Source organism: Streptomyces xanthii, assembly GCF_014621695.1.
Taxonomy (GTDB): domain Bacteria; phylum Actinomycetota; class Actinomycetes; order Streptomycetales; family Streptomycetaceae; genus Streptomyces; species Streptomyces xanthii.
Window position 1 is genome coordinate 145,952 of the sequence record NZ_CP061281.1, and the last position, 25,133, is coordinate 171,084.

Below are 25,133 nucleotides of genomic sequence, written 5' to 3' on the forward strand. Positions count from 1 at the left end.
TCAACGATCGGACGCTGGTAGCTTCCGGCCTCATGATCAATTCGATTCCCGAGGGTCCGGGTGCCCTGCGGCACCTCATGCCGATGCCGCGGGGGCCGGAGGTCGTCCGCCCCACGCTGCTCCGAGCCTCCGAGGAAGACGACCGCGCCGCCGTCGACGCCCTGCTCGCCTCCGGGTCCGTACGCGAGCGACATGACCGGATCGACGAGCAGCTCGCCGAGCTGGTGCGCTGCCTGCGCCCGCACGACGCACTCGCGGGGAGCCGACTGGAGCGCGCTGTGGCGGAGTTCACCGGTGGAGCCGAGCCGAGCCGCTACGGAACCTGGGCGTGGTACCCGTGGTCCGGACGCCTCGTGCACGTTCTGCCCCGCGAGGAGTTCCGGCGCGTACGCACCGACCGCAACCGCGGCAAGATCGCCATCGCCGAGCAGCAGAGCCTGCTCGCCCGGCGGATCGGGGTCGTCGGCCTGTCCGTGGGCAACAGCGCCGCCCTCACCTGTGCCATGGAGGGCGTCGCAGGATCGTTCCGCCTGGCCGACTTCGACACACTCGGCCTCAGCAACCTCAACCGGCTGCGGGCCGGTGTACACCACTTGGGCCTGCCCAAGACGGTGCTGTGCGCACGACAGATGTACGAGATCGACCCCTACCTCGACATCGAGCTCTGGCACGAGGGACTCACCGAGGACACCATCGACGCCTTCTTCGGAGCCCCGGACCGCCCGCTCGACCTGGTGATCGAGGAGTGCGACACCCCCTGGGTCAAGACCGCCACGCGTGAGCACGCCCGACGGCGCGGTGTCCCGGTCCTGATGGACACCAATGACCGGGGGCTGCTGGACGTCGAGCGCTTCGACCTCGAGCCGGACCGGCCTCTGTTCCACGGCCGCGGCGGCGACTTGAGCTCCGAGGATGTACGCCGGCTCGCACCTGCCGACGCCCTGGCCTACCTGCTGCGCGTCTGCGACGAGAGCCGGCTCAGTCCCGCCATGAAGGACGCCATCGGCCAGATCGGGCACACCCTGTCCAGCTGGCCGCAGCTGGCCAGCGGGGTGACGCTGGGCGGCGCCCTGGTCACCGACACCGCGCGCCGCATTCTCCTCGGCTCCCCCGTGCCCTCGGGCCGCTACTACGCGGACCTCGAACAGCTCGTCGGCGCCATCGTCCCCGAACTCGTACCCGCAGGAGCAGCCCGGTGAACCACCTGCCCGAACTCCACGGCGAGCACCTGTGGTTGCGCGAACTGCGCGCCACCGACCTGGCCGCGTTCGAACGCATCCACACCCACCGTGTCCTCACCCGCTACCTCGGTGTCGACCGGATGGACGCCCGTCAGGCCCAGGACGCGTTCGCGCAGCATCTCGCCCAGCCCTACACCCACCCGCGGCGCAAGCACACCCTGGCCATCTGCCCACCCGGCCAGGACGTCATGGTCGGCACCATGGGCCTGCTCGTCGAGGAGTACGGCCGCAACGCCATGCTCACCAGCCTGGTCCTGCTCCCCGACGCGCCCGTGCGGGGTCACGGTCACGAGGCGGGGCGCCTCCTGATGGCGTACGGATTCGGGCACTTGGGGCTGCATCGCATCTGGGCCGGGCACCGCGCGGATCACACCCGCATGCGCGAGGTGATGCTCGCGGCGGGGCTGCATCCCGAGGCCACGCTGCGGGAGCTGTTCCACACCCAGGGCCGGTGGCACGACGTCACCACCTACGCGGCACTGGCGCCCGCATGGACCCGCCAGGCCACCCCCTGCGAGCAGGCCATCCTCCGCGGAGCCGCCATCCCCTCCCCTGCCGCCGGCTCCGGCGTCGCACCGGCGCACTCCGCGTTCGCGGCGACCGGCCGGTGATCCATTCGGCCGGCGCCGACACAGGCGGGTGTGGGCCGCGGCCTCAAGAGGTGCTTCGTTCCCCGAGTGGGAACGAAGCCCGTTCCTGCCACTTCGTGCCGTCGTGCACGATGAGCTCGACCGAGGAGACGCGCGAGGTGACGGGGAGGCCGGCTGTCAGGTCGGCCTCCACGTCCTCCAGGACCGCCTCTTCCTGCCCTTGGGCGATGGTCAGGTGCGGCACGATCTCGGTGAACCGGCCACCGTACGGCGGGGCCTCCGGCCAGCGCTCCGCGACCGCCTCTGTGAGCTGCCGCAGCTGCATGTCGGGCTCCGGCACGAGATACGACACTCCCGGCAGCCGTCCACACCTCTCGAAGCGCAGGTCGAAGGCCGGGTGGCTGCCCAGCAGGTCCGCGAGCGCGGAGTGGACCGACGCGTCGATTCGGCTCTCGTCGAGGAACGGGAAGAGCACGGTGATGTGGGCGGGAACCCCGGCCTGGGCCGAGGGGTCCAGCCGTTCACGCCATGCGTGGACGGCTGGTTCCGCCTCCGGGATCCGGACGATGAGAGCCGTCTGGCCCGCCTGAAACGCATTACCGCTGTCGTCTGCCATAACACCGCATGGTGTCACCTCTCCCGCACTCTGCACGCCTGCTTTTCCGGCTGAACGATCAAGACCGATCGCAGGTCAGGCGCACTCGCAGGGGTCCGAGGCGCCCCTGCGCCCGACGGTCAGCCGTACGCCGGCCGTACCCGGGTTGTCCCAGGTACGGCCGGCGCTGTTTCACGCAGGTGCTCACTGCGTCGGGGCGGACATGCCGGGTGCATGTCGCGCCGGGCCGTCAGCGGTGCAGCTTCAAGCGATGCACGCCGCCGTCGACCGTTCCGACGAAGAGCGTGCGGCCGTCGGCCGTCGCGGCCAGCTTGGTGGTGTCGGTGTTCTGCAGTCCGCTCGAAATGTTCTCCCACGTCAGGCCGTTGTCGGTACTGCGCAGTACGCCCCGGCCGCCCTGGACGAGCCCCGAGTCCTTGGAGCCCTTGGTGGCGGCGTAGAGCGTTCCGCGTACCTGCAGCAGGTCCGAGACGTGGATCGCGAGCGGGCCCGTGTCGGCCGTGCGGAACGTCCTGCCGTCGTCCGTGCTGACCCGGATCGACGTGCCGCCCACGACCAGGCGCCGGCCGTCGTTCACGATCGCGGAGACGGGGCCGTCGGCGACCTTGGTCGTGGTGACGCCGCCGTCGTCCGAGCGGTACAGGCCCGACGCGTTGCCGAGCCAGACGCGCCGAGGATCGCCCGGGTCACCGGCCATGGCGTCGAAGGCCCTCGCGTGGCGCAGGTTCTTCCAGGTCCTGCCGCCGTCGCGCGTCGTGAACAGGCCCTCGCTCATGAGGCTCTCGTAGCTGATCGCCACCCAGTCCGGGTCGGCCGGGTGGACGAGGATCGCCTTCGGGATCTCCGACGACGTTCCCCTCACCTCCCAGGTCCGGCCCGCGTCAGCGCTGCGCGAGACCTCGAAGATGCCGGTCGCGGTGCGCCGGACCTTCCACACCACCCTGGTGTCCTTCGGCGACACCGCCAGGTGCGAGGTCATCCGGCCGGTCCAGCCCTCGCCGCCGGACTGGCCCCACTCGGGACCCGCCACGGGCAGCGCGGTGCGGTAGGTGCCGCTCACCGTTCCGGCCAGCAGGTGATCGCCGCTGGTCGCGAGCGCGAGGGTGGTCAGGCCCTGCACACCGATCCGCTTGTAGCCCCTCCCGATGTCCGTGCCCCGGTAGAGACCGTCCTGTTCGCTGGAGACGGTCACCGATCCGTCGGCCCAGCGGTCGAAGTCCAGCGGGATCGCGGCCTTGGAGGGACCGGGTGCCGGCTGCCAGGTCCTGCCGTGGTCGCGGCTCACCTGTCCGGCGCCGTACAGCGCACGCAGGTACAGGTCACCGCCGGACGCGGACAGTCCGTGGCCGCCCTCCTCCAGGGGCAGGAGAGTGGACCAGGTACGGCCCTGGTCGTACGAGCCGCGCACACCCTCGCCAGGCACGTACGTCGCCACGACGGTGGAGTCGGCCGCCAGACCGTGGACGCCCTCGTCCGACGCGTCGAGGATGCGCCGGGCCTCACCCGGCTCGCCCTTGCCGACACCGTCGATCCGCCAGACGTCCGTGAAGGTCGCCAGGTACAGGGTGTCGCCGACGAGGGTCGCTTCGCGGACGGATCCGGTCACGCCCGTGGGCTGCGGGGCCCAGGTGTCGCCCGCGTCCGTGCTGACCATCAGCATGTCGCCGGCCACCGCGACGAGGGTACGGGTCTTCTCGTCCGCGACGAACACGTCGATGTACGCGTCGGGCACGCCGAGCTTGCGCCAGGTGCGGCCGTTGTCGTCGGTGCGCAGGATCGTGCCCCGGCGGGTCGGGTCGCCGTTCGAGTTCACGGCGTACCACCAGCGTTCGGGACGGCGTGCGTCGATGACGACCGGTCCGGTGCCGTTGCCGTCGGCGACGGGAAGACGGCCCGCCTGGCGCCAGGTGGCGCCGCCGTCGGTGGTCAGCCAGGGGGCGGCCTTGCGGTACTGCGTCATGACGGCCTGCTTCGGCCGGGCGGGCGTCAACGCCAAGTCCCCGGCCTCGCTGTTGGGTCCGACGGGCTCCCAGCGGTCGCCGCGGCTGCTGACGGGGGTGACCTCGAAGGCACTGGTTCCGGTGATCCGCCGGCCGTCGGCGGTCCTGGCTCGTACGGCCAGCCGGTAGGCGCCGGCCTTCTTCCCCGTCACGTCGGCCTGGTAGTAGCCGGCCCCGTTCTTGGTGGTGGGCAGGGTGAAGGCCTTGCCGTGGGGCGGGGTGACGGTGAGCCGCGGCGGCGCGTCGAGCGCGGTCGGGGCGGCGATGTGCACGGTGGAGCGGCCGTCGCTCGGATCCGGGGACGCCTGGACGACCAGGTGCCGGACCACGAGCAGGTACGGGATCCGCAGGACCGGGCCGCGCGAGGGAGTGGCCGTGATCCGGCCGCTGATCTCGGTGTCGTCGGCCGGGCGGTCCGCGCGCAGGGTGACGGTGACGGTCGCGGATCCCCCGGCGGGGACGGTGACCTCTGCCGGTGAGAGGGTGGTGGGTCCGGAGCTGCTGAGCTTGGTGGTCAGCGACTCCTTGCCCGGGTTGGTCAGGCGGACTTTCGCGGTGTCGCCGACGGTCCTGCCCGCGAGGTCGGCGAGTCCGAACGACACCGAGGACGGGGATGAGCCGAGTGTGGCCGACGCGGCGGCGGCCACGTCGAGCCGCCCGTTGCCCTGGACGCTGGGTCCGGTGCCGGCGAGCGGCTTCGCTGACCCGACCAGCGCGGACCGGATCCCGTCGGGGTCCTGGTCCGGGCGCAGTTGACGCAGGAGGGCTGCGGCCCCGGCGACGTGCGGGCTCGCCATCGACGTGCCCGACATGCGGTAGACACCGGGCTCGTACAGTGTCGAGGGGATCGTGGAGCGGATCTCCACGCCGGGGGCGACCAGGTCGGGCTTGAGGCCGAATCCGGTGCCGGGCCCGCGGGAGGAGAACGAGGCGATCTCGTCGGTGGAGTCGGTTTCGCGCAGCGTGACCGACACCTTGCCTTCGGCCAGGGCGCGGCTCAGCGGCTCGTACTGGGTCGCGTCGATGCCCATCACGACCAGTCGGTCCATGCGCAGCGAGTCACCGGAGGCGGCGGTCCCGGACAGGTCGGGCCGCGCGGGGGTCGCCTGTGCCTCGGCCGTCCCCGGTCCGGCGAGGAACACGGGTCCGCTGTCGGCCCGGCCGCCGCCGAGGACGGCCAGCGCGCCGCGCTTCTCGGCCTCGCGTGCCCAGTCGAGGTCTTCCTGGCGCAGCATCTCCACGCTGGGTACGACAGGTGTGTCGGCCAGGAGAATCTTGCCCCGCACGTCTCCGGCCCGTTCCCAGTCCGCGTCGGTGCCGGCCCCGATGTCCACGAGCGGGGCGGTGACCGGTTCCTCGGGTGGGTTCGCGGAGATGATCCCGCGATACGTCTGGATCAACTCTGGATCCTTGCCCGCCAGATACGCGCTGGGGATCCGCAGCCCGCTGGTGGACGCACCGACCGCGATGACTCCGTCGGCCGACGCCGGCGTGCTGACGGTGCCGGCGCGCCCGTCATTGCCCGCCGCCGCGACGACGACCAGCCCTGCCCGCACGGCGGCGGTCGCCGCCCGGCCCAGCGGGTCGGTGCCGTCGCCGGGGCCGCCGAGGCTCATGTTGATGACGTCGGCCCGGTAGGGGTTGGCCGGATCGGCGGCCGCCTCGATGCCGGCGATGATGTCGGAGGTGTAGGCGCTGCCGCTGTCATCAGTGACCTTGTAGGCCAGCAGACGCGCGTCGGGCGCCATGCCGGTGACGCCCCCTTTCCCGGCGGCCTTGCCCGCGATGATGCCCGCGACGTGGGTGCCGTGACCGTTGTCGTCCATCGGGTCGTCGTCGCAGTTGGCGAAGTCGTAGCCGGCGACCACCTTGTGGTCCTTGCCGAAGCCCCCGCCCAGATCGGGGTGACCGTAGTCCACGCCGCTGTCGAGGACCGCCACGATCGTGCCCTTGCCCGTGGTCTTCGTCCCGGACGGGTCCTCGCGCTTCCACACCTCGGGGGCGCCGGTCAGCGGAACGCTCGAGTCCGTGAGCACCTGCATCCGTGTGTCGGGACGGACTGCGGCGACTCCCGGCATCGAGGCCAGCCGCGCCGTCTCGGAGGCAGGGACCGTGATCGCCACGGCGTTGACGAGCAGGCCGAGTCTGCGGGGCGAGGCGGGGTGCAGGCCTGCCTCCCGCGCCTTGTCGACGAAGGCGTTCTGCCGCGAGGTCAAGGAATTCCGGGCCTCGCCGACGGCAGCGGCGGTGCCGTCGGCCTGCGAGGTGAGCGAGCCGTCGGGGGCGGCGGACACCGCGGCGTCGCCGGTCAGTTCGACGATGACCCGCTGCTTCGCGTCGGGGGTCTTCGCGGTCGCGGTCGTGGTGCCGGGCAGGGCGGTGAGCGTCCCGGTGAGCGCCACGGCGGTCACCGTGACAGCCACCAGGCGCCGGGTTCTTCGTGGTTTTTTGACCATGAACAGGATTCATAGCTCTGAACTCACTCACCGGACAACCGATCCTCGCGGCCTATTGCTGTCGCTGGCACATGTGGGCCAAGTCCGATACATCCTCGGCCAGTTCGCCCCAGCACGCCTCGACTCAGCCCGATTCCGTGTTCCAGTTGGGAGCCATGATGGTGAACTCCCTGAACGACATGGGGCTGTTCACCGGCCGGGCCATGGACGCCCGGCACATGCATCCTCCGTCAATCCTGGCTGTCCGACCCATGTCGGCGTGAGCGGGCCGGGCCACATGATGCAACGCCACACGGGCGGTACGAACCGCAGCCGCCACGGTGTCATCTGCTTCCCTCCCCCACGGAAGGCTTCAGCCATGGGACAGCTGTACTCCCCGTTCCGCCGCACCCCGAGGGACCGTCGCACCCTCGGCGGCATCCGGCGTTGGCTCACCGCGGCCGCGGGCGCGCTCGCCCTGACGGGCAGTCTGGTGGCCGTCGGCCCCCAGGCCTCGGCCGCGGGCCTGACCCAGGTCACCGGCTTCGGCTCCAACCCCGGAAACCTTTCCATGTACGCGTACGCACCCGACGGGCTGCCAGAGGACGCTCCGATCGTCGTCGCCCTGCACGGCTGTACGCAGAGCGCGAGCGACTACTACGCCCATTCCGGCTGGCCGAAGTTCGCCGACCAGTACAAGTTCGCCCTGGTCCTCCCGCAGACGACGAGCGCGAACAACGCGAACTCCTGCTTCAACTGGTTCGATTCGGCCGACAGCACGCGCGGCAAGGGCGAGGCCCTGTCCATCAAGCAGATGGTCGACACCGCCGTCGCGCGCTACGGGAGCGACACCGGGCGCGTCTACATCACCGGTCTGTCTGCCGGCGCCGGAATGACCGCGAACATGCTCGCCGCCTATCCCGACGTCTTCGCGGGCGGCTCCATCGACTCCGGGCTCCCCGCCTCCTGCGCGACCAGCGTGACCGCCGCCTACACCTGTATGTACAGCCCGCCGGACAAGACGCCCGCCCAGTGGGGCGAGCTCGTACGCGCCGCCGCACCCTCCGGCACCACCCGCTGGCCACGGGTGGCGATCTGGCAGGGCACCTCGGACACCACGGTCGCACCGGCCAACGCGACCGAGCTCCGCGACCAGTGGACGAACGTGTGGGGCGTCGGCCAGACCCCGTCCCGCACGGAGAACCTCCCCGGCAACACCACGCTGACCCAGTACGACGACGCCTCCGGCCACCCCGCCGTATCGGTCTACTCGATCTCCGGCATGGCCCACGGCCTCGCGGTCGACCCCGGCAGCGGCGCCGAACAGTGCGGCACCACCGGCACCTACTACCTCGACACCATCTGCTCCAGCTACCACACCGCCCGCTTCTGGGGACTGGACGGCGGAGGCAGCGGCCAGCCCCCGGGCGCCCTGCCCGCGCCCACCGGCCTGACCGTGGGCGGAACCACCGACACGACCGTGAGCCTGAGCTGGAACGCGGTGGCCGACGCGGCCTCCTACACCATCTACCGCGACGGTACGAAGGTGGGCACCACGGAGTCGACGTCCTACACCGACACGGGCCTGGCCACCGGCTCCACGCACACCTACACGGTGGCGGCCCTGGACTCGGCCGGAGCGGCGGGGGCCGTCTCCTCCTCGGTGACGGCGACCACCACCGGCTCCACACAAACCTGCTTCACGGCGAACAACTACCAGCACACCGCCGCCGGCCGCGCCTACCAGAGCGGAGGCCAGACATACGCCACGGGCTCCGGCCAGGCCATGGGCCTGTACAACACCTTCATCACGCACACCCTCAAACAGACGTCACCCGGCTACTACGTCGTCGCGGACGCCGGCTGCTAGTCCCAACCCCTGCCACCGCGCACCTGTTCCAGCACGGCATGACGGTCAGGCCCGGGTGAGCCCGGCGAGGGCGCGGTCGAGCATGTCGGCGAAGAAGTCGGCCGCGGCGGTGTCGATGCACAGGGGCGGTTTGATCTTCAGGATGTTCAGGTGGTCGCCGGTCGGCTGGACGATGACGCCGAGGTCGAGCATGCGCTCGCACAGCTCGGCGGTCTCCTCGGTGGCGGGTTCCAACGTGACGCGGTCGCGGACCAGTTCGAGGCCGAGGTAGAGGCCGGATCCGTGGACGACGCCGATGAGGTCGTGGCGGGCGGCCAGCGCCTCCAGGCGCTCCTTCAGGTGGCCGCCGACGCGGACCGCGTTGCCCTGGAGGTCCTCGTCGCGCAGGGTGTCCAGGACAGTGCGGCCGACGATGCTGGAGACCGGGCTGCCTCCCGTTGAGGAGAAGAAGTAGCCCTGGTCACGGTAGCGTTCGGCCACTTCCTTCGAGGTGATCACGGCGCCGAGCGGGTGGCCGTTGCCCATGGCCTTGGCCACGCAGACGATGTCCGGGACGACCCCCTGCTGCTCGAAGCCCCAGAACCAGTGACCGAGGCGCCCGTAGCCCACCTGCACCTCGTCGGCGACCGCGAGACCGCCATGGCGGCGGACGGCGGCGTAGACCTGCGCGAGGTAGCCGTCGGGCAGGGCCACGCCTCCCGCGTTGCCGTAGTACGTCTCGCTGAGGAAGGCGCCCGGGGCGCGACCGGAGGCGGCCAGCCGGTCGATCTCCGCGACGGCCTCGGGGGCGTAACGCACCGCGTCCGCCCCGCGGTGCCGGCCGCGGTAGGAGTTGGGTGCGTCCGCCGTGTGCACCCACTCCGGCCGGGTGGAGAGGGCGTTGGGATTGTCCTGGAGCGAGGTGGAGACCGCGTCGGAGGCGTAGGTCCAGCCGTGGTACGCCTCGCGCAGCGCGAGGACGTCCGGCCGGCCGGTCGCTCCGATCGCGAGTCGGATCCCCAGGTCGACCGCCTCCGACCCGGAGTTGACCAGGAAGACGGTGTCCAGCGGCTGGGGCAGCAGCTCGGCGAGGCGCTCGGTGAACTCCACGACGGACGCGTAGTGGAAGCGTGAGTTGGTGTTGAGCCGCCGCAGTTGCCGGGCGACGGCCTGCTCGACGCGGGGGTGCGCGTGGCCGAGCGGGGTCACGTTGTTGACGATGTCCAGGTAGGAACGGCCTTCGGTGGAGAGCAGGTGGTGGCGCCAGCCTCGCTCGATGCGCGGCGGATCGGCGTAGTAGTGCCCCTGCACGGTCGCGAAGACTGCGTCCCGCCGCTCCAGCAGGTCGGCGTTCTCGCCGCGGTCTGTGGCCGCGAGACCCAGGATCGGAGCGGGGTCCGCGGTGAGAGGGAGCCAGCCCGCGGCGTACTCGGGGCGGACCCGGGGCGGGACGGCCGGGGCTCCGGCGTGGGCGAGTGCGACGTGGATCCTCGTGTCGGTCGTGAAGCGGGCGAGTTCGACGCCGGCCGGGACGATCGAGCCGGTGGTGACGAGCGGCTGCACGGAGTCGGGGAAGGAGAGGGTCAGCTCGCGGGCGCCGTAGGTGAGGGTGACGTGTCCCGGTGCCGCCGCCAGGACCTGTCCCTCCGTCGGGACCTGCATCACCGCGGGGCCGGCGAGCCACAGGTCGAGCCCGGTCGGCACGGCGGCCGGCGAGTCCGCCGACAGGGGTGGTGTCTGCGCGAGGCTCGGCCGGGCGTACCGGGTCACGGCGGCAGCGGCGCCCCCGGCGAGCGCGGAGGCGGCCACCCGGTCGTCGATCCCCGGTTCGCACCAGGCTCCGCGGTCCATGCTGTCGGCATCGGTGGACAGGTCGAGGAGGGCGATGTCGGCGCCGGCGATGTCGCGCAGCAGGGGGCAGGAGGGCGCCTCGGTGGCGGCGGGAGTGTCGGCCAGGCCGATCGCCTCCTTGACCAGGTGGGTCATCACCGGCAGCGGCAGACGGGTCGCCTGCTCGAACATGGCCCATTCGCGCTCCAGCGCGGACCGGGCGTAGTGGTTGTCCTCGTCCACGGCGGCCTGCTGGCGCCCGCTCGCGACCAGCACGGCGGCCCGCACCACCACGAGGGGCCACAACGCCTCCGCCTCCTCGGCGGACAGCGGCCGTACGGCGTGGAAGGCCCGCACGGCGGGGAGCACCCGGTGCGGCTCGAATCCGTCGTGATGCAGCATCGACGAGAGGCACACGGCGAGTTCGCCGACCGCCCACGTCTCGGTCAGGTCGCCGAAGTCGATGACTCCGTCGGGCAGGGGCAGGCGATGGCCCGGTGTGCGAATGAGGTTGTCGTCGGTGAGGTCGAGGTGGACGGCCTGCGTGGGCAGCCGGTCGGCGACGCGTCGGACGCTCGCCCAGGCCTCAGCCGTCGCGGCCAGGACGCCCTCGCGCCGCTCGGGTTCGTCGATGTACCGGGCGAGTGCGTCGACGACGCGGTCGCCGTGTCGCGGGTCCCACTGGAGCACGCGCTCGATGCCCGGGTGCCGGAAGTCGCGCAAGGAGGTGCTGACCCGTGCTGCGACGGTTCCCATGGCCGACACCGTGCTCGGCGACAGGTGCCGCGGCCCCGACAGCGAGCCTCCGGGCAGATACCTCAGCAGCCGTGCGACGGCCGGCCCGCTCTCGGTGTCCACGGTCTCGTGGAGCGGGGTGCCGTCCGCGCGGCGCAGGACCGTGGCGACGCGCAGGTCGGGGTGGGTCGCGGCTATGAGGTCGGCGGCCGCGTCCTGGGCCTCGATCTCCGTCCTGCCGAAGGCGGGGTTGGCGATCTTCAGGATCCCGATGGCGGTCCCGTCGTCGCCGCTCAGCAGGAAGTTGGCGTCCTGCTGGCTCCCCAGCGCCTCGGCGCGCACACCTTCGCCCACCATCCGGGCGGCGACGTGCTCGGCCTGCGTCTCGCTCAACTGCGGTACGGGGAGCGCCTCCTGGGCGAAGAAGTCGATGGTGCGGTGCTCGTCGTGCGGCGGCATGCGGAAGTTCCTCGGCGGTTCGGGGTACGGGTGCGCCTTCGGCGCGCGGGAGAGAGACATGTGCGGATCGCGGCCGGGGTGCGGCCGGGCCCGGACTCCGCTAGTCGACGTCCCACATGAACCGGTGGGTGTGGATGGCGAAGTAGGGGAAGCTCTCCACGGACGCCACGCCGTCGACGGTCCGTACAACGTCGTTGATGAAGTCCAGGAGGTCCTGCGGCCGGGAGCAGACGACCTCGGCGAACAGGTCGTAGCGTCCGGAGGTCAGCACCGTGTAGACGACCTCCTCGTGCCGGGAGAGCTCGTCGGCCACGGCGCGGGAGTCGCCGCCGATGCGCAGGCCGAGGAGCGCCATCGTCTGCTGGCCCATGGTCATCGGGTCGGTCACACCGACGACCTGGACCGCCCTGGTGTCGATCAACCGCTGCAGCCGGTGCCGGGCGGCCGACGGGGACAGGCCCACTTTGGGTCCCAGCTCGGCGTAGGGGATCCGGCCGTCGATCTGCAGTTCGCGCAGGATGGCCCGGTCGATGTCGTCCATGAAGCGCTCCTCTCCGCCTTGCCCGAAACAGGAGTCCTTCACCTGTCTCACGCATGCTGACAGATTCATACGCTCGATTCAACGGTTCGCGTTTCAGAATCGAGCGTCTCCATGGTCCGCGGTGCGTGATCCCCGGGCCGGCCGCCGTGTCACCAGGTACGCCGGCAGCCTCGGAGGGCGCGGATCGTTCGGCGCGGTCGGGCGCGCGACGACTGGTATTACTGGGTCATGCAGGAAGAGACGGCACGCTCCGCGATCGACACATTCATCTCCGCGTTCAACGCCTCGGACGACAGCTCCGTGACCGCCCTCCTCTCCCAGGCCCTGACCACGGACGTGGTCTTCTGGGGGCCCTTGGGGCGCAGCGAAGGAATCGCCGCGGTCGAGCGGTTCGTACTGGACATCCGGCGCCACCCGGCGGGCACCGGCAAGATGGTGCGCTGCTCGGCGGTGGACATGCCGGACGAGTGGGCCCGGTACCAGTGGGTCTTCACCACACCGGACGGAGGCCCCCGCCTGGCGGGAACGGACGTCGTCCATCTGCGGCGCAGCCTGATCGACCAGGTCATCGTCTTCGCGGGGGACATCGAGCCGTCCGCGTCCTGACCTCTGCTGTGGCCCGGCGCAACTGACGCGGGCCGTCCGGTCGTCCATGGAGGTGGCGGGTCGCCACGGCCGGCACCGGGCGATCGGCGCCGGCCTGACGTTGCGGAGCGAAGGAGGCGTGCCTGACGTGTCGTTGAGATGGGTGATCGCGGGGACGGTCGTCGCGGTCGGGGCCGCGTTCGGTGCGGTGCGGGTGAGAAGAGCGCTGGGCGACCCCTTCGCGCAGGCGGAGAAGGAACTCGACCGGCGGGATCGGACGCTGCGCGAGGAGCACCCCGACACGGTGGCACTCCGGCACCGGGCTCACTACCTGAGCGAGACCGGGGACCTGGCCGGCGCCGTGGACCTCTCCCAGCGACTGCTCGCGGAGCGGGTACGGGCGTTGGGCGAGGACCACCCTCAGGTCCTCACCACCCGGCACAATCTGGCCAACCTCCGCGGCAGAGCGGGAGATGCGGCCGGGGCCGCCGAGGCGTTCGAACGGCTGGCACGCGACATGGAGCGAGTGCACGGAGCCGACTACATCGACACCGTGATGTCCCGGCGTGCCGCAGTCCGTTGGCGGGAGGAAGCGGACGGCGGCGGCCGGGGCACCGAGTAGTCACAGCGGAGCCGCACCGCCACATGGCTCGTGCGACCCGGCTGGTCACCACAGGCGCGGAGTCCGCCGGGCACGGCAGTCACCGCGTGACATGCCGTACCGGAGGGCGCGGGTGCCCGTCGGAGCGTGGTTACGAATGCCGATCCGGCACCCACCGCCTCACGCGGTGCTGATGTCGCTGCCGAGCGCCTTGCGAGCCGTAGTCCATAGATCTCGAAGAGCCTGGATGCGCCGAGCTTGCGCCTCCTCGTAGTTCTGCCACGGGCCGGGTCGTCGGTCCAGGTAGAGCGCCCGGGCCGCACTGTGTTCATGACGCAGGGCGGCGACGACCTTCTCGGCCGCGTCGATCACGGGCTCGGGACCCTCCAGCATGATCAATGGTTCGACTGCCGCCAGTTCCCGGATCGCCTCGCGCGCCTGACCGGCCGCGGCGTCGAACTCGGCCTGGTCGAGGTCGGCCGAGGTCCGCAGCGCGAAGACCAGCCGTCGGGTCTCTGACGCCTGCTCCAGGAACTTGCGGTAGACCTCGCGGCGGATCCCCCGCTGCGCCATGGCGCGGGCCTCGAGACGCTCCTCGCTCGCCTGGAGCCGCTGCGTCTGCGCCTGTCGGCCGGCTGCTCGCAGGGCGAGCCAACTGGACACGACCGCCGCCACGAGTGTGGATCCCCCGGTCACCAGCGCCACAGCGACGGTGTCATTCATGGGCACCCGGCCGCCCGCTCGCCTCTTCGCACACTCTCACGTCCTCCATGCGCCAAGAGTCGCGCATCCAGGCGCGGTTCATCAGGAGGACAGGGAGAACGGGGACCGCTCTGCCGGCGCGATCACTCACTCGCCGGTGCTTTGAGACTCTCGATGATGCGGGCGAAACCCTCCGTCCCGTGGCCCGCGTCCACCTGCTGCCGGATGAGGCGCTGAACCATGGCGAGCGGTTCGGCGCTCACCCCCTGCTCGGCGATCGCCTCCAGGAACAGGCCGAGGTTGGAGAACGTCAGGCTCTGCTGTCCCGGGACCGTGTAGTCGCCGCCGTCGATCACCTTGGCGTAGCCGGCGAGTTCGCCGGTCATCGCGGTCAGCCACGGGGCCGCCATCTCCGCGAACCGGCTTGCCGGCACGCCCTCCGGTGCCAGCATGGCCGCACCCTGCATGAAGCCCGCGAACATCACGTACATCGCCGAGAGCAGCGCGAAGTCGTAGAGCGACGCGAGCCCCGCGTCCTCGCCGTAGTAGGTGCTTGCGGCCCAGTGGTCGAACAGCGCCGTGTGCTGACGGAACACGTCTTCCGAACCGCTGTACAGGATCGAGGCGCCCGGCTGCCCGATCATGGAGGGCACCGCCATGATGCCGCCCTCCAGGTAGGCGATCCGCGCCTCGGCTGCCCAGACGGCCGACTGCCTCGCCTGTTCGGGCTTGGTGGTGGTCAGGTTGACCAGCGTCCGCCCGGCCAGGTCGTCGACCAGCGGATCGAGCACCTCGTGCACCGAGGCGTGGTCGAAGAGGCAGACGACGACCAGCGGACTGGCCTGGACCGCCTCGGCGGCGGAGCCGGCCCCGGTCGCTCCCCGGGCGACGAGCGCTTCCGCCTTGCCCGCCGAGCGGTTCCAGACCGTGGTCCGCACTCCGGCCTTCACCAGCGCCTCGGCCAGCGCGGTGCCCATCGCGCCGAGTCCGAGGATGCTCACGTCGGTTGCGTGGGTCTCGTGCATGTCACTGCTCCTTGAGGTCGTACGCGGAAGGTTCCGTTGATGCCTCAATCCTCTTCTGGGCCAGTAGAGTTGAACAGTACGGACTAATTAGTGCAGTACTCACCGGAAGGTTAGTACCGCCGGGCGACGGGGAGGCGCGCATGGCGACGGCAGCACGACGAGGCCCCTACTTCTGCGGAGTCGACGCGGCCATGGACGTCGTCACCGGCAAGTGGAAGTCCCTCATCCTCTGGGAACTGCACGAGCACGGCACGCGCCGTTTCGCGGAACTGCGGCGCGGGCTCCCGGGCGTCAGCGAGAAGATGCTCGTCCAGCACCTGCGGGAGATGGAGGAGGACGGCCTCGTGCACCGGGAGGTGTACGCCGTCGTGCCGCCCAAGGTCGAGTACTCCCTGACGGAACACGGCGTCACCCTCAACACCGCCCTGGAGGCCCTGGCCGATTGGGGTCAGGAACGAATCCAGCGCATCGGCGCGGAGAAGGTCCCCGTCGAAGCCGCGTGAGAACGGGGCAGGTCCTCGCCAGCGCGGGGCGAGGAAGCCACAACCCCATATCCCTGAACCACCGGAGGTTCAGTTGCCGCGCGCCTCGGCGAGGGTGTGGGCGACCAGGGCGTTGGCGTGGCCGTGGCCCATGCCGTGTTCGGCCTTGAACCAGCTGACCAGTTCCATGTGTTTGGTCAGGGGCGAGGCGTGGATGAGGCTCTTCCATTCGGCGATCGGACGACCGTACTTCTTCTCGATCGAAGGGAAGTAGCTGGCAGGGCCTTTGACTGCGGTGGTCATGTCGGGCTTCCGTCCTTCCAGATGTGTGCTGCCGGTGAAGCAGTGGCGGTACGAGGAGTGGTCAGCGGACGACGTCGAAGACGTTCTTCTGCAGGCCGTTGGCGTAGGCCTCGTGCTCGACCAGCTTCAGCTTCTGGGTGTCCTTGTCCGTGGTGCTGAACAGTCGCTTGCCCGCGCCGAGGAGCAGCGGGAAGACGAGCAGGTGGTAGCGGTCGATCAGGCCGGCGTCCGAGAGGCTCTGGTTGAGGGCGGCGCTGCCGTGGACGATGATCGGGCCGCCCTCGGTCTCCTTCAGCGCGGCGACCTCGTCGAGGGAGCGCAGGATCGTGGTCTCGCCCCAGTTGGTGACCAGGTCGTCCTCGGTGAGCTTGCTGGAGACGACGTACTTCGGCATCACCTTGTAGTCGGCGAAGTCCGCCATGTCCGGCCACACCGGGCTGAAGGCTTCGTAGCTGGTCCGGCCCAGAAGTATCGCGGTGGCTTCCTGCTGCTCCCGGCCCTTGATGTCGAACGCCTCGGGGAGGAACTCGATGTCCTTGAAGGTCCAGCCGGAGTTCCGGTAACCGGGCTCGCCGCCGGGGCCCTCGACGACACCGTCGAGCGAGATGAACGCGGTGCTGATCAGAGTACGCATCTTGGGATTCCTCGGTATCTCGTGCCTGAGTACGTATGGTTCGCTGACTGTTGACTGCTGAGCGCGGGAAAAATCGTCGGTCGCCGCCCACCCGCCGGGCCGCTTGCGCGAGACGGCCTAGCGGGTGCGTTCGTGGCGGAGCAGGACCACCTGGGAGTCGAAGGTCCTGGTCTCGGCCAGGGTCAGGTCGATGCGCTGCTGCGGGGCGGCGAAGACGGGCTTGCCGCCGCCGAGCACCACGGGGTGGACGAAGATCTGGTACTCGTCGATCAGCCCGTGTTCGGTGAGGTAGCCGGCCAGGGTGGAGCCGCCGAACAGCAGCAGGTGCGCTCCACTGTTCTTGAGGTCGGTCAGCTGCTCGATGACGTCGGTGTTGATGACGCGCGTGTTCCAGTCGGCCTCGGTCAGCGTCGAGGAGACGACCACCTTCGACGCCTTGCGCCAGACGGGCGCGAAGGCGAGGTCGTGCTCGTGGGTGGAGAACTCCTCGGCGCGGGGCCAGAAGCCGGACATCATGTCCCACACCCTGCGGCCGTACAGGAACATGTCGGCGCTGTCGGTGAGTGCCTGCGAGTAGGCAGACAGCTCCCCGTCCATCCGCGGCCAGTCGAACTCCCCGTTCGGGCCCTCGATGAAGCCGTCCAGCGACTGGTGCACGAAGTGCGTGATCTTGCCCATGAGCAGCGATCCCTCCTTGGCGACATGTGTCGGGTCGGCCGACGACCGCCCCTTGTGTACGATGTCCACATTCGGGGAGTGCGGTGATCCGCGCCCCCCGAGTGATCAAGCAGGAGCCTAGACGACTTAAGTGGATGCTGTCCACATTGGAGGTGGCGGCCATGGCGGCAGCCAACGAAGACAAGCCCAAAAGGGACACTTACCGCCACGGCAACCTGCGCAACGCGCTCATCGAGGCCGCCGTCGAACTCGCCCGCCAGGGCGGCCCGGAGGCCGTCGTGCTGCGCGCCGCCACTCGGCAGGCCGGCGTCGCCCCCAACGCCGCCTACCGCCACTTCGCCGACCGCGGAGCCCTGTTGCACGCCGTCTCCCAGGCGGCCATGGCCCAGGTCGCCCGCACCATGGAGGCAGAGCAGGCAGCCGTGCCGCCGACCGAGGACCCGGCAGCCGACGCCCGGGCCCGCTTCCGCGCCGTCGGCACCGGCTACCTCCGCTACGCCCAGGAGGAACCCGGCCTGTTCCGCACGGCCTTCCACGTCCCCGGCGACATGACCGACGCCGCCGCCGACACCGCCGCGGGCGCCACCGGCAAAACCCCCTTCGAGCTGCTCGGCGACGCCCTCGACGGCCTCGTGGATGCAGGACTCCTGCCCGAGGACCGGCGCCCAGGCGCCGAGTTCCTCGCCTGGTCCGCCGTCCACGGAATCGCCGTCCTCCTCATCGACGGCCCCCTGCGCGGCCTCCACCCCACCCAGGCCTACGACGCGGGCCAGCACGTCATCGACATGATCGAACGCGGCATCTGACACCACCAGGCACCCTCAACACCCGCGCCGCGCCCCACAGCCCTCGGGAGGAACCCGTGCCGGACCCACAACCGCTCACTCCCGAGGACCGACTCACCGATGCGAAGAAGCTCCTGAACCTCCCCCGTATCGTCGCGATCTGCGGCTCCACCCGCTTCATGGCCGAGATGGCGGAGGCCGATCTGCGGGAGACGAAAGCCGGAAGGGTCGTCGTCAAGCCGGGGTGCGACATGAAGTCGCCGCGCGAGCTCGCGTCCGATCCCGTCGAGGCCGAGGGGCTGAAGGCCCGACTCGGCGAACTGCACCGTGCGAAGATCCGGCTCGCCGACGAGGTCCTCGTCGTCGGCGACCACATCGGGGACAGCACTCGAGCCGAAATCGCCTACGCCGCATCGTTGGGCAAACCAGTCCGGTTCACCCACCCCGATGCCGGCCGGGACATCAACCAGCCCGCGAGACCGGACTGCCAGGGCCGGCAGGCCACGCTTCTACGCAATCGCGTCCTTGGTGAGACGGACGGTTCCGTCGTCGACGGTGAGTGACGCGGACCGGTATCCCTCGCCCTGGTAGAGGGCGATGTTCCGCCGGCTCCGCACGCCCGTGTGCAGCACGATGCGGCGGCAGTCCGGCTCCGCCGCGGCTTCGACGGTGCGCAACAGCCAGCGGCCCAGCCCCTGACCCCGCAGGTCCGGTACGACGGCGAGCCGGCCTACGTGCCAGTCGCTGTCGACACGCCGTCCCCGCACCATGCCGAGCAGCCGGCCGTCGCGCCAGAGCCCCACGGCGTGCCAGGTCTGCAGCCACTCCCCCGTCTGCTCCGGCGACTCGTGCAGGGCCGGGATGGCCAGGGTCTCGTTGGCGAGGGCCTCGTCCACCCAGCAGCACCGCTGCAGCACCGTGACCTCGGGAGCGTCCTCCGGGGTCAGCGGCCTCAGATAGGAACCGGGCAGCGGGCCGGGAGACAGGCCGGGGCGTGCCGCTTCGCGCATCGGACGCAGGGCGTGGGCCACGCGGACCAGTTCGTCCAGGACACCGACAGCGGCCCTGGTCAGAGCGGCGCTCGGGCGGACCTGTCCGTCCTCGACCGCCTCGCTGATGCGTAGCGCGACCGTGCGCCCCAACGGCACCAGGCGCAGTGTGGTCACCACTTGCTTGGCGTGCTGGACCGAGCGCGTGCCCGCGGAGGTGTTCCCGTAGCTGACGAAGCCGATCGGCTTCCATGCCCACTCGCGACTCAGGTAGTCGAGGGCGTTCTTGAGGGTCGCCGGCATCCCGTGGTTGTACTCCGGCGTCACCACGATGAAGCCGTCCGCGGCGTCCACGAGCGCACTCCACCGCCTGGTGTGTTCGTGCGCGTAGACGCCCGAGGACGCGTGCTCCTCTTCGTCCAGGAAGGGCAGGCCGAGGTCACCGAGGGCGACGGGCACGAGTTCGACGTCGAGTTCCCCGGCGCGGGGCGCGATCGCGTCGGTCAACCACGTGCCGACCGCCGGACCGAGGGCGCCGGGTCGGGTGCTGCACACCAGGACAAGGACGCGCACCGTTTTCGTTGACATGGAAAGGAAAAATAGCCGGTAGATTGATTACATGTCAAAGAAGTCATCGGCTGAGAATGTGCGCTGGCTGAACCCGGACGAAGAGCGGGCCTGGCGGGCTTACCGGCGCGTGATGGTCGCCGTGCAGGCCGCCACGGCACGTGACCTGGGCGCGGTCGGGCTTTCCGAGCCCGACTACGAGGTGCTCAGCACGTTGTCGGAGCGGCCCGACCACACCAGCACCCTGCACGAGCAGGCCGCCAAGATGCGGTGGTCGCGCAGCCGGCTATCTCGGCACGCAACCAGGATGGAAGCGCGCGGCCTTCTGCGCCGCGCACCCGACCCGGCGGACGGCAGAGGCTGTTTCCTCGTTCTCACGGATCATGGCCTGGAGACGCTCGAGGACGCCGCCCCGGCGCATGTCACCTCGGTGCGACGTCACTTCATCGACCGGCTCGCGCCCGAGGACCTCAGCGCGCTCGAACGCATCGCTGAGAAGCTGGAGGACGTCGAGGACTGACGCTCGACGTCGGCCGGTCCCACACCTACGCCGCCGACGGGCAAGACGGTCGCCATCGCCGGTGTGCGGCTGGGGTTACGGCTGATTCCCGGTCGCGCCGCCGGCGGGCGGCGCGACCGGGACGGCGCGGATCAGCTGATCGGGCCGAAGATCGCGGTGCGGTCGAAATCGGCGTCCATGCCGTCGAGCACCGCGCCCAGTTGCTTCTCTTCGTACTTGAAGTGCGTCTCCATGACCGCCTCGATGCCGTCCAGGTGGCTGTGCGCCACCTCCGGGTCGGTCGACTCGGCAACTGCCTTCTGCAGTCCACCGATGAGGTGCTCGATCATGTTGTGGTCCTGGCTCAGCTTCTCGACCACCGGCGCCAGGTCCGGACGCGCTCGCAGCAGTTCGGGGAAGAGCGAGCCGTCCTCGGCGCGGTGGTGGCCGGACAGGGCGGCGCAGAATCCGTGGCAGAAGAGCAGCAGGTCGGTGGTGGCGTCGGCGGGGTCGCCGTTGTCCAGCCCCGCCCGCGCCAGCGCCAGCGCCTTGCGCAGTTTCGCGTGCACCTGTTGCAGTTCCTTGCCCCAGGCAGTGACGCGGTCAGTCGACAAAATTGGCCTCTCTGTATGACGCCTCCATGCCTGACGATCGTCCGCCACCGGCACGCGACGCTGCCCGGAATCATAATCGCGAAGATCATCGGCGGCACTGGACTTCACGGATCCGCCCCGACTCAGGGTGTGAAGTACGGCACCAAATCGGCACCCGACCCGTCCAGTTGGCGTCGCAGGAACACCTGGTGGCGGTGCATCGCGGTCCAGGAGCCGCTTACGCGAGGGCCAGGAAGAGTTTCTCCAGCTCCTCCTGCGACATGGGCGGCGCGTCCGGGGCTCCCGAGAGGCACTGGCGCATTCCGCTGGCGACGATCTTGAATCCGGCCCGGTCCAGCGCGCGGGACACCGCGGCGAGCTGCGTCACGACATCCTTGCAGTCGCGGCCCGCCTCGACCATCGCGATCACGGCCGCCAGCTGCCCTTGAGCGCGCCGCAGCCGGTTCAGGACGGGCTGCACCGATTCTTCGTCCACTTGCATGCGATCCTCCTCCGCGCCCCCCTTCCTCACCCATCATACCCCCTGGGGTATGGGCAACCCAGGATCTCGCACCTTCAGTCAATACCCCAGGGGGTATTTGACAAGGCGAAGCCCGTCCTCTTACCGTCGAAGACGTAATACCCCCCGGGGTATCGCCGCCCACCAGCGGGCCGAGCGGCCCGCCGACGTGGGCCACCCCTACCCCCAGGCATACCCCCCTGGGTATCCGAGCAGCTAGTTCCGGAGGTATCCGTGTTCTTCTCGCAGTACTACCTCGAGTGCCTGTCCCAGGCGTCGTACATGATCGCCGACGAGACCACCGGCCAGGCCGTGGTCGTGGACCCGCGCCGGGACGTGTCGGAGTACCTCGGCGACGCCGAGGCCCGTGGCTTCACCGTGGTGGGGGTCATCAACACGCACTTCCACGCGGACTTCGTCGCCGGGCACCTGGAGATGGCCTCCCGCACCGGCGCCTGGATCGGCTACGGCGCGCGGGCCGAGACCGAGTACGCGATACGCGAGCTGTCCGAAGGCGACACCATCAGCCTCGGCGAGGTGACGCTGAAGATCATGGAGACCCCTGGGCACACCCCCGAGTCGATCAGCGTGCTGGTGTACGAGCGTGCCGAGGACGCGGTCCCGTACGGGGTGCTGACCGGTGACGCGCTGTTCATCGGTGATGTCGGCCGCCCGGATCTGCTGGCCTCGGCCGGGGTGACCGCCGAGGAGCTGGGCGCGATGCTGCACGACAGTGTGCAGCGCAAGTTGATGGGCCTGCCCGACGAGGTGCGCGTGTTCCCCGCGCACGGTGCCGGCTCCTCCTGCGGCAAGAACCTGTCCACCGAGCGGCAGTCGACGATCGGCGAGCAGCGCGCGACGAACTACGCGTGCGCGCCGATGAGCGAGAAGGACTTCGTCGCGATCGTCACCGCCGGGCAGTCGGCGGCTCCCGGGTACTTCGCCTACGACGCCGACCTCAACCGCCGGGAGCGCGCGCTGTTCGACCCGGCGAGCGCACCGCTGGCACTGGACGCCGCGGACTTCCTGGCCCGCCGTGCCGCGGGCGCAGTGGTCGTCGACGCGCGTGGCCCCCAGGAGTTCGCCGCCGGGCATGTGCGCGGGGCGGTCAACGTCCCCGCCGACGGCCGTTTCGCCGAGCAGGCCGGCACCGTGCTGCCGCACGACGCGGACCTGCTGGTCATGGCGCCCGAGGACCGTGAGGAGGAGATCGTCACGCGGCTCGCCCGGATCGGCTTCGACCGCGCGGCCGGATACCTGGACTCCCCCGACGAGGCCCTGGCCGCCATGGCCGAGGAGGTCGCCCCGGCCGGCCGCCTGACCGCCGCACAGCTGCGCGCCGCACTGGAGGGAGAGAACCCGCCGGTGGTCGTCGACGTCCGCACCTGCGGCGAGCGCGGTGACGCCGGCTTCATCGAGGGCGCCCTGCACATCTCCCTGGGCGAGCTGCCCGGCCGTCTCGACGAGATTCCCCGCGACCGGCCGCTGGTCCTGCACTGCGCCGGCGGTCACCGCTCGTCCATCGCGGCGAGCCTGCTGCGCCACCACGGCTTCGACGACGTCTCCGATGTCCTGGGCGGCTACACCGCCTGGGACCTGCTGCACGCACCCGTGTCCGCCTGACCCGCCCCACTCCCCTCGCCAACCCGCCCCTCCCGTATCGCTTCCATGGAGCAGTTCTCATGACGACCGACGCCTCGCGCGCCGCAGCTTTCACGCCCGCCGCCCTCCAGCACCTGATCAAGACCGGTGACAGTCCGCGCCTGCTGGACGTGCGCACGCCCGGTGAGTTCCGGACCAGCCACATTCCCGGCGCCTACAACGTCCCCCTGGACACCCTGCGTGAGCACCGTGCGGAACTGCGCCGGCACCTCGACGAGAACGTGGTGCTCGTCTGCCGCTCCGGCGCCCGCGCCACGCAGGCCGAGCGGGCGCTCGCCGAGGCCGGTCTGCCGAACCTGCGCGTCCTAGACGGTGGCATGACCGCCTGGGAGGCATCCGGCGCCCCGGTCAACCGCGGTGAGCAGCGCTGGGAGCTGGAGCGCCAGGTCCGTCTCATCGCGGGCTCGATCGTGCTGGTCACCGGAGTCGTGGGCTTCTTCGTCCCGGGCGTGCACCTGATCGGCACCGCGGTCGGCGCCGGACTGACCTTCGCCGCCGTCAGCAACACCTGCGCCATGGGCCTGATGCTCTCCAAACTGCCCTACAACCGCGGCCCGCGCACCGACATCCGCACCGTGATCGCCTCCTTGCGGAACCGGACGTGATCACGGGCCACGCCACCTTCCCCTGACCGGCGGCGACCGGTCGGCGGCCGACCCGCCATCCCCGTACGAGCAATGGCGAAAGGTCCCGCCATGCCGTGGTTCGCCAGGGCGGCACGAAGCGGTGGGCCGTCGCCGGACACGCGGTCGCCGGCGCACACGGCGAGGGCGGCTCGGTGGCATGACCGCCGTCGTCCTCGCGCTCGCGGCCGGAGCCGCACCGGTCATGCCCGCGACGGCAACGTGATCTGGCGGACCGGTTTGAGGGGGGCGCCTCGGACGCCGGCGCGGGCGCGACATGGGCGTGCGCGAGTCTTCCACCGGCGTTAGCGTCGAAGTGACGCCACTGCCGTGCATGTGGGGAGCCCACCATGAATCCCGCCTCGGCCGAGCGCGTACTCACACTGACCATGAACCCGACGATCGACATGTGCTGGGACGTCCCCCGCCTCGCCGACATGGGCAAGAACCGCGCCCGGGTCAGATCCGTCTCCCCCGGAGGCGGGGGCATCAACGTCGCCCGCGGCATCACCCGTCTCGGCGGCGCGGCCACCGCCCTGCACACCTCGGGCCGCGAACTCGGCCGCCGCCTGGACCGGTTGCTGGACGAGGAGGGAATCGACCACGTTCCCATCCCGATCGGCGGCGAGACCCGCGAGGCCCTCGTCCTCCTCGAGACCGAGACGCGCCGCAGCCACCACATCGTGCCGCCCGGACCGCGGCTCGACGAGGCCGAGAGCCGGCGGTGCCTGGACACGCTGGCCGGGGCACTGAGTGCCGAGCGCTACGTCGTGGCCAGCGGCAGCCTCCCCGGCGGCCTGTCCGAAGACTTCTACGGAGCCGTGGCCCGCCGGGTCAAAGATGCCGGAGCCCGACTGGTACTGGACACGTCCGGGCCTGCGATGCGCCAGGGCCTGGCCGAGGGAGTCTTCCTCTTCCGCTGCAGTCGCAAGGAAGCCTCCTACCTGCTCGGCCGCGAGGTGCGCACCTTCGACGACGCCCGAGCGGTCAACACCCAGCTGCTCTCCGCGGGCTCCGCCGACATCACGGTCACCACCATCGGTGAGCTCGGCGCGCTCTGTTCGACCCGCGAAGGCCACACCGAGATGCGCGTACCGCCCCTGCCGGCGGCACCGCTCAGCGACGCCGGAGCCGGGGACAGCATGGTCGCGGCGATCGTCACGCGCATGGCCGCGGGTGACGATCCGGTCCGTGCCTGCGCGCTGGGTGTGGCGGTGGCCGCCGCGAGCGTGCTCACTCCGGGTACGCAGCCGTTCGACATGGCCGTCGCGGAGTCTCTCCTCCCCGATGTGAGCCTCACCTTCCACAGCGATCGACGTCCGAGGGGAATCTGACCGTCAGCGGCGGACTCGTCACGTCCGCATCCGGGTTCCGTCCCTGTTCGTGATCACGCGGATCCACCGCGTTCACAGCAGAGACTCGGGGACCTGGATGGTGTGTACGGGACGCTCGCCCGCGGGCATGGGCATCTCGGGACGCGGGCAGGTCCCGGTCCGGTCACCCCGCACCTTGCCGACCGTCGGCGTATGAGAGCGGCGGTGCGGCGGTGCCTGCCGGCGGACCGCGCGGCCGCGTGTCTTACGGGGCAT

General features: G+C 70.6%; 24 protein-coding genes and 1 pseudogene. 12 read left to right on the forward strand and 13 right to left on the reverse strand.

From position 1 onward, the window contains the following. Nucleotides 1-32 precede the first annotated feature (32 nt). Nucleotides 33-1,199 carry a ThiF family adenylyltransferase gene (locus tag IAG42_RS00685; RefSeq protein ID WP_188335022.1) on the forward strand — a complete coding sequence of 389 codons (1,167 nt, stop codon included), beginning with the start codon at nt 33-35 and terminating at the stop codon, nt 1,197-1,199. Continuing rightward, nucleotides 1,196-1,852, forward strand: a complete 657-nt coding sequence (locus tag IAG42_RS00690; RefSeq protein ID WP_188335023.1) for a GNAT family N-acetyltransferase — start codon at nt 1,196-1,198, stop codon at nt 1,850-1,852. The genes IAG42_RS00685 and IAG42_RS00690 overlap by 4 nt, the downstream gene beginning before the upstream one ends. A 43-nt stretch (nt 1,853-1,895) precedes the next feature. Here IAG42_RS00690 and IAG42_RS00695 read toward each other — a convergent pair whose 3' ends face one another. Next, nucleotides 1,896-2,447 (reverse strand): 2'-5' RNA ligase family protein, encoded by a 552-nt coding sequence (locus IAG42_RS00695; protein WP_188335024.1) that lies wholly within the window; start codon nt 2,445-2,447, stop codon nt 1,896-1,898. 229 nt (nt 2,448-2,676) lie between these two features. Further along, nucleotides 2,677-6,870 carry a S8 family serine peptidase gene (locus IAG42_RS38295; protein ID WP_188335025.1) on the reverse strand — a complete coding sequence of 1,398 codons (4,194 nt, stop codon included), beginning with the start codon at nt 6,868-6,870 and terminating at the stop codon, nt 2,677-2,679. Between the two features lie 391 nt (nt 6,871-7,261). Between IAG42_RS38295 and IAG42_RS00705 the strand changes: the two genes are divergently transcribed. After that, nucleotides 7,262-8,752 (forward strand): extracellular catalytic domain type 1 short-chain-length polyhydroxyalkanoate depolymerase, encoded by a 1,491-nt coding sequence (locus IAG42_RS00705; RefSeq protein ID WP_188335026.1) that lies wholly within the window; start codon nt 7,262-7,264, stop codon nt 8,750-8,752. Between the two features lie 45 nt (nt 8,753-8,797). On the opposite strand, the gene IAG42_RS00710 is transcribed toward IAG42_RS00705, so the two are convergent. Both IAG42_RS00710 and IAG42_RS00715 read right to left on the reverse strand, forming a co-directional pair. Next, nucleotides 8,798-11,815, reverse strand: a complete 3,018-nt coding sequence (locus tag IAG42_RS00710) for an aminotransferase (RefSeq protein WP_223205791.1) — start codon at nt 11,813-11,815, stop codon at nt 8,798-8,800. A 40-nt stretch (nt 11,816-11,855) separates the two neighbouring features. Then, a complete protein-coding gene (locus tag IAG42_RS00715; RefSeq protein WP_188335027.1) occupies nt 11,856-12,296 on the reverse strand; it encodes an Lrp/AsnC family transcriptional regulator in 441 nt (146 codons plus the stop codon). A gap of 228 nt (nt 12,297-12,524) precedes the next feature. Here IAG42_RS00715 and IAG42_RS00720 point away from each other — a divergent pair, with 228 nt between their 5' ends. Both IAG42_RS00720 and IAG42_RS00725 read left to right on the forward strand, forming a co-directional pair. Beyond that, nucleotides 12,525-12,902 carry a nuclear transport factor 2 family protein gene (locus tag IAG42_RS00720; protein ID WP_188335028.1) on the forward strand — a complete coding sequence of 126 codons (378 nt, stop codon included), beginning with the start codon at nt 12,525-12,527 and terminating at the stop codon, nt 12,900-12,902. A gap of 127 nt (nt 12,903-13,029) precedes the next feature. Continuing rightward, nucleotides 13,030-13,503, forward strand: coding sequence for a tetratricopeptide repeat protein (locus IAG42_RS00725; RefSeq protein ID WP_188335029.1), 474 nt, complete (start codon nt 13,030-13,032; stop codon nt 13,501-13,503). Nucleotides 13,504-13,662: 159 nt separating this feature from the next. Here IAG42_RS00725 and IAG42_RS00730 read toward each other — a convergent pair whose 3' ends face one another. Together IAG42_RS00730 and IAG42_RS00735 are read right to left on the reverse strand one after the other, a co-directional pair. Then, a complete protein-coding gene (locus IAG42_RS00730) occupies nt 13,663-14,205 on the reverse strand; it encodes a hypothetical protein (protein ID WP_188335030.1) in 543 nt (180 codons plus the stop codon). A gap of 122 nt (nt 14,206-14,327) precedes the next feature. After that, entirely contained in the window at nt 14,328-15,257 is a 930-nt protein-coding gene (locus IAG42_RS00735) for an NAD(P)-dependent oxidoreductase (protein WP_394811176.1), read from the reverse strand. Nucleotides 15,258-15,349: 92 nt separating this feature from the next. Between IAG42_RS00735 and IAG42_RS00740 the strand changes: the two genes are divergently transcribed. Beyond that, a complete protein-coding gene (locus tag IAG42_RS00740; protein ID WP_188335032.1) occupies nt 15,350-15,712 on the forward strand; it encodes a winged helix-turn-helix transcriptional regulator in 363 nt (120 codons plus the stop codon). Between the two features lie 69 nt (nt 15,713-15,781). Here IAG42_RS00740 and IAG42_RS00745 read toward each other — a convergent pair whose 3' ends face one another. The 3 genes from IAG42_RS00745 to IAG42_RS00755 form a co-directional block, all read right to left on the reverse strand. Next, nucleotides 15,782-15,994, reverse strand: a complete 213-nt coding sequence (locus IAG42_RS00745) for a DUF4287 domain-containing protein (protein WP_188335033.1) — start codon at nt 15,992-15,994, stop codon at nt 15,782-15,784. A gap of 61 nt (nt 15,995-16,055) precedes the next feature. Further along, a complete protein-coding gene (locus IAG42_RS00750) occupies nt 16,056-16,628 on the reverse strand; it encodes a dihydrofolate reductase family protein (protein WP_188335034.1) in 573 nt (190 codons plus the stop codon). Between the two features lie 117 nt (nt 16,629-16,745). Further along, nucleotides 16,746-17,375, reverse strand: coding sequence for a dihydrofolate reductase family protein (locus IAG42_RS00755; protein WP_223205792.1), 630 nt, complete (start codon nt 17,373-17,375; stop codon nt 16,746-16,748). A 92-nt stretch (nt 17,376-17,467) separates the two neighbouring features. On the opposite strand from IAG42_RS00755, the gene IAG42_RS00760 reads away from it, so the two are divergent. Together IAG42_RS00760 and IAG42_RS00765 are read left to right on the forward strand one after the other, a co-directional pair. Continuing rightward, nucleotides 17,468-18,112, forward strand: a complete 645-nt coding sequence (locus IAG42_RS00760; RefSeq protein WP_188335035.1) for a TetR/AcrR family transcriptional regulator — start codon at nt 17,468-17,470, stop codon at nt 18,110-18,112. 56 nt (nt 18,113-18,168) lie between these two features. Further along, nucleotides 18,169-18,552 (forward strand): annotated as a pseudogene (locus tag IAG42_RS00765) (hypothetical protein); the annotation flags it as partial. Nucleotides 18,553-18,600: 48 nt separating this feature from the next. Here IAG42_RS00765 and IAG42_RS00770 read toward each other — a convergent pair. Next, on the reverse strand, nt 18,601-19,668 hold the full coding sequence (locus IAG42_RS00770; protein ID WP_188335036.1) for a bifunctional NAD(P)H-dependent oxidoreductase/GNAT family N-acetyltransferase: 1,068 nt from the start codon (nt 19,666-19,668) through the stop codon (nt 18,601-18,603). A gap of 31 nt (nt 19,669-19,699) precedes the next feature. Here IAG42_RS00770 and IAG42_RS00775 point away from each other — a divergent pair, with 31 nt between their 5' ends. Beyond that, nucleotides 19,700-20,167, forward strand: a complete 468-nt coding sequence (locus IAG42_RS00775) for a MarR family winged helix-turn-helix transcriptional regulator (RefSeq protein WP_188335037.1) — start codon at nt 19,700-19,702, stop codon at nt 20,165-20,167. 131 nt (nt 20,168-20,298) lie between these two features. Here the strand turns inward: IAG42_RS00775 and IAG42_RS00780 are convergent, their stop codons facing one another. Together IAG42_RS00780 and IAG42_RS00785 are read right to left on the reverse strand one after the other, a co-directional pair. Further along, nucleotides 20,299-20,715: a hemerythrin domain-containing protein gene (locus tag IAG42_RS00780; protein WP_262928300.1), complete on the reverse strand. Its 417-nt coding sequence runs from the start codon at nt 20,713-20,715 to the stop codon at nt 20,299-20,301. Between the two features lie 262 nt (nt 20,716-20,977). Continuing rightward, a complete protein-coding gene (locus IAG42_RS00785; protein ID WP_188335039.1) occupies nt 20,978-21,241 on the reverse strand; it encodes a metal-sensitive transcriptional regulator in 264 nt (87 codons plus the stop codon). A 252-nt stretch (nt 21,242-21,493) separates the two neighbouring features. On the opposite strand from IAG42_RS00785, the gene IAG42_RS00790 reads away from it, so the two are divergent. The 3 genes from IAG42_RS00790 (at nt 21,494) to IAG42_RS00800 (ending at nt 24,878) form a co-directional block, all read left to right on the forward strand. After that, on the forward strand, nt 21,494-22,882 hold the full coding sequence (locus IAG42_RS00790; RefSeq protein WP_188335040.1) for an MBL fold metallo-hydrolase: 1,389 nt from the start codon (nt 21,494-21,496) through the stop codon (nt 22,880-22,882). A 59-nt stretch (nt 22,883-22,941) separates the two neighbouring features. Beyond that, nucleotides 22,942-23,526 (forward strand): rhodanese-like domain-containing protein, encoded by a 585-nt coding sequence (locus IAG42_RS00795; RefSeq protein ID WP_188335041.1) that lies wholly within the window; start codon nt 22,942-22,944, stop codon nt 23,524-23,526. 368 nt (nt 23,527-23,894) lie between these two features. Then, nucleotides 23,895-24,878 carry a 1-phosphofructokinase family hexose kinase gene (locus tag IAG42_RS00800; protein ID WP_188335042.1) on the forward strand — a complete coding sequence of 328 codons (984 nt, stop codon included), beginning with the start codon at nt 23,895-23,897 and terminating at the stop codon, nt 24,876-24,878. Between the two features lie 72 nt (nt 24,879-24,950). Here the strand turns inward: IAG42_RS00800 and IAG42_RS00805 are convergent, their stop codons facing one another. Further along, nucleotides 24,951-25,133: a hypothetical protein gene (locus IAG42_RS00805; RefSeq protein ID WP_188335043.1), complete on the reverse strand. Its 183-nt coding sequence runs from the start codon at nt 25,131-25,133 to the stop codon at nt 24,951-24,953.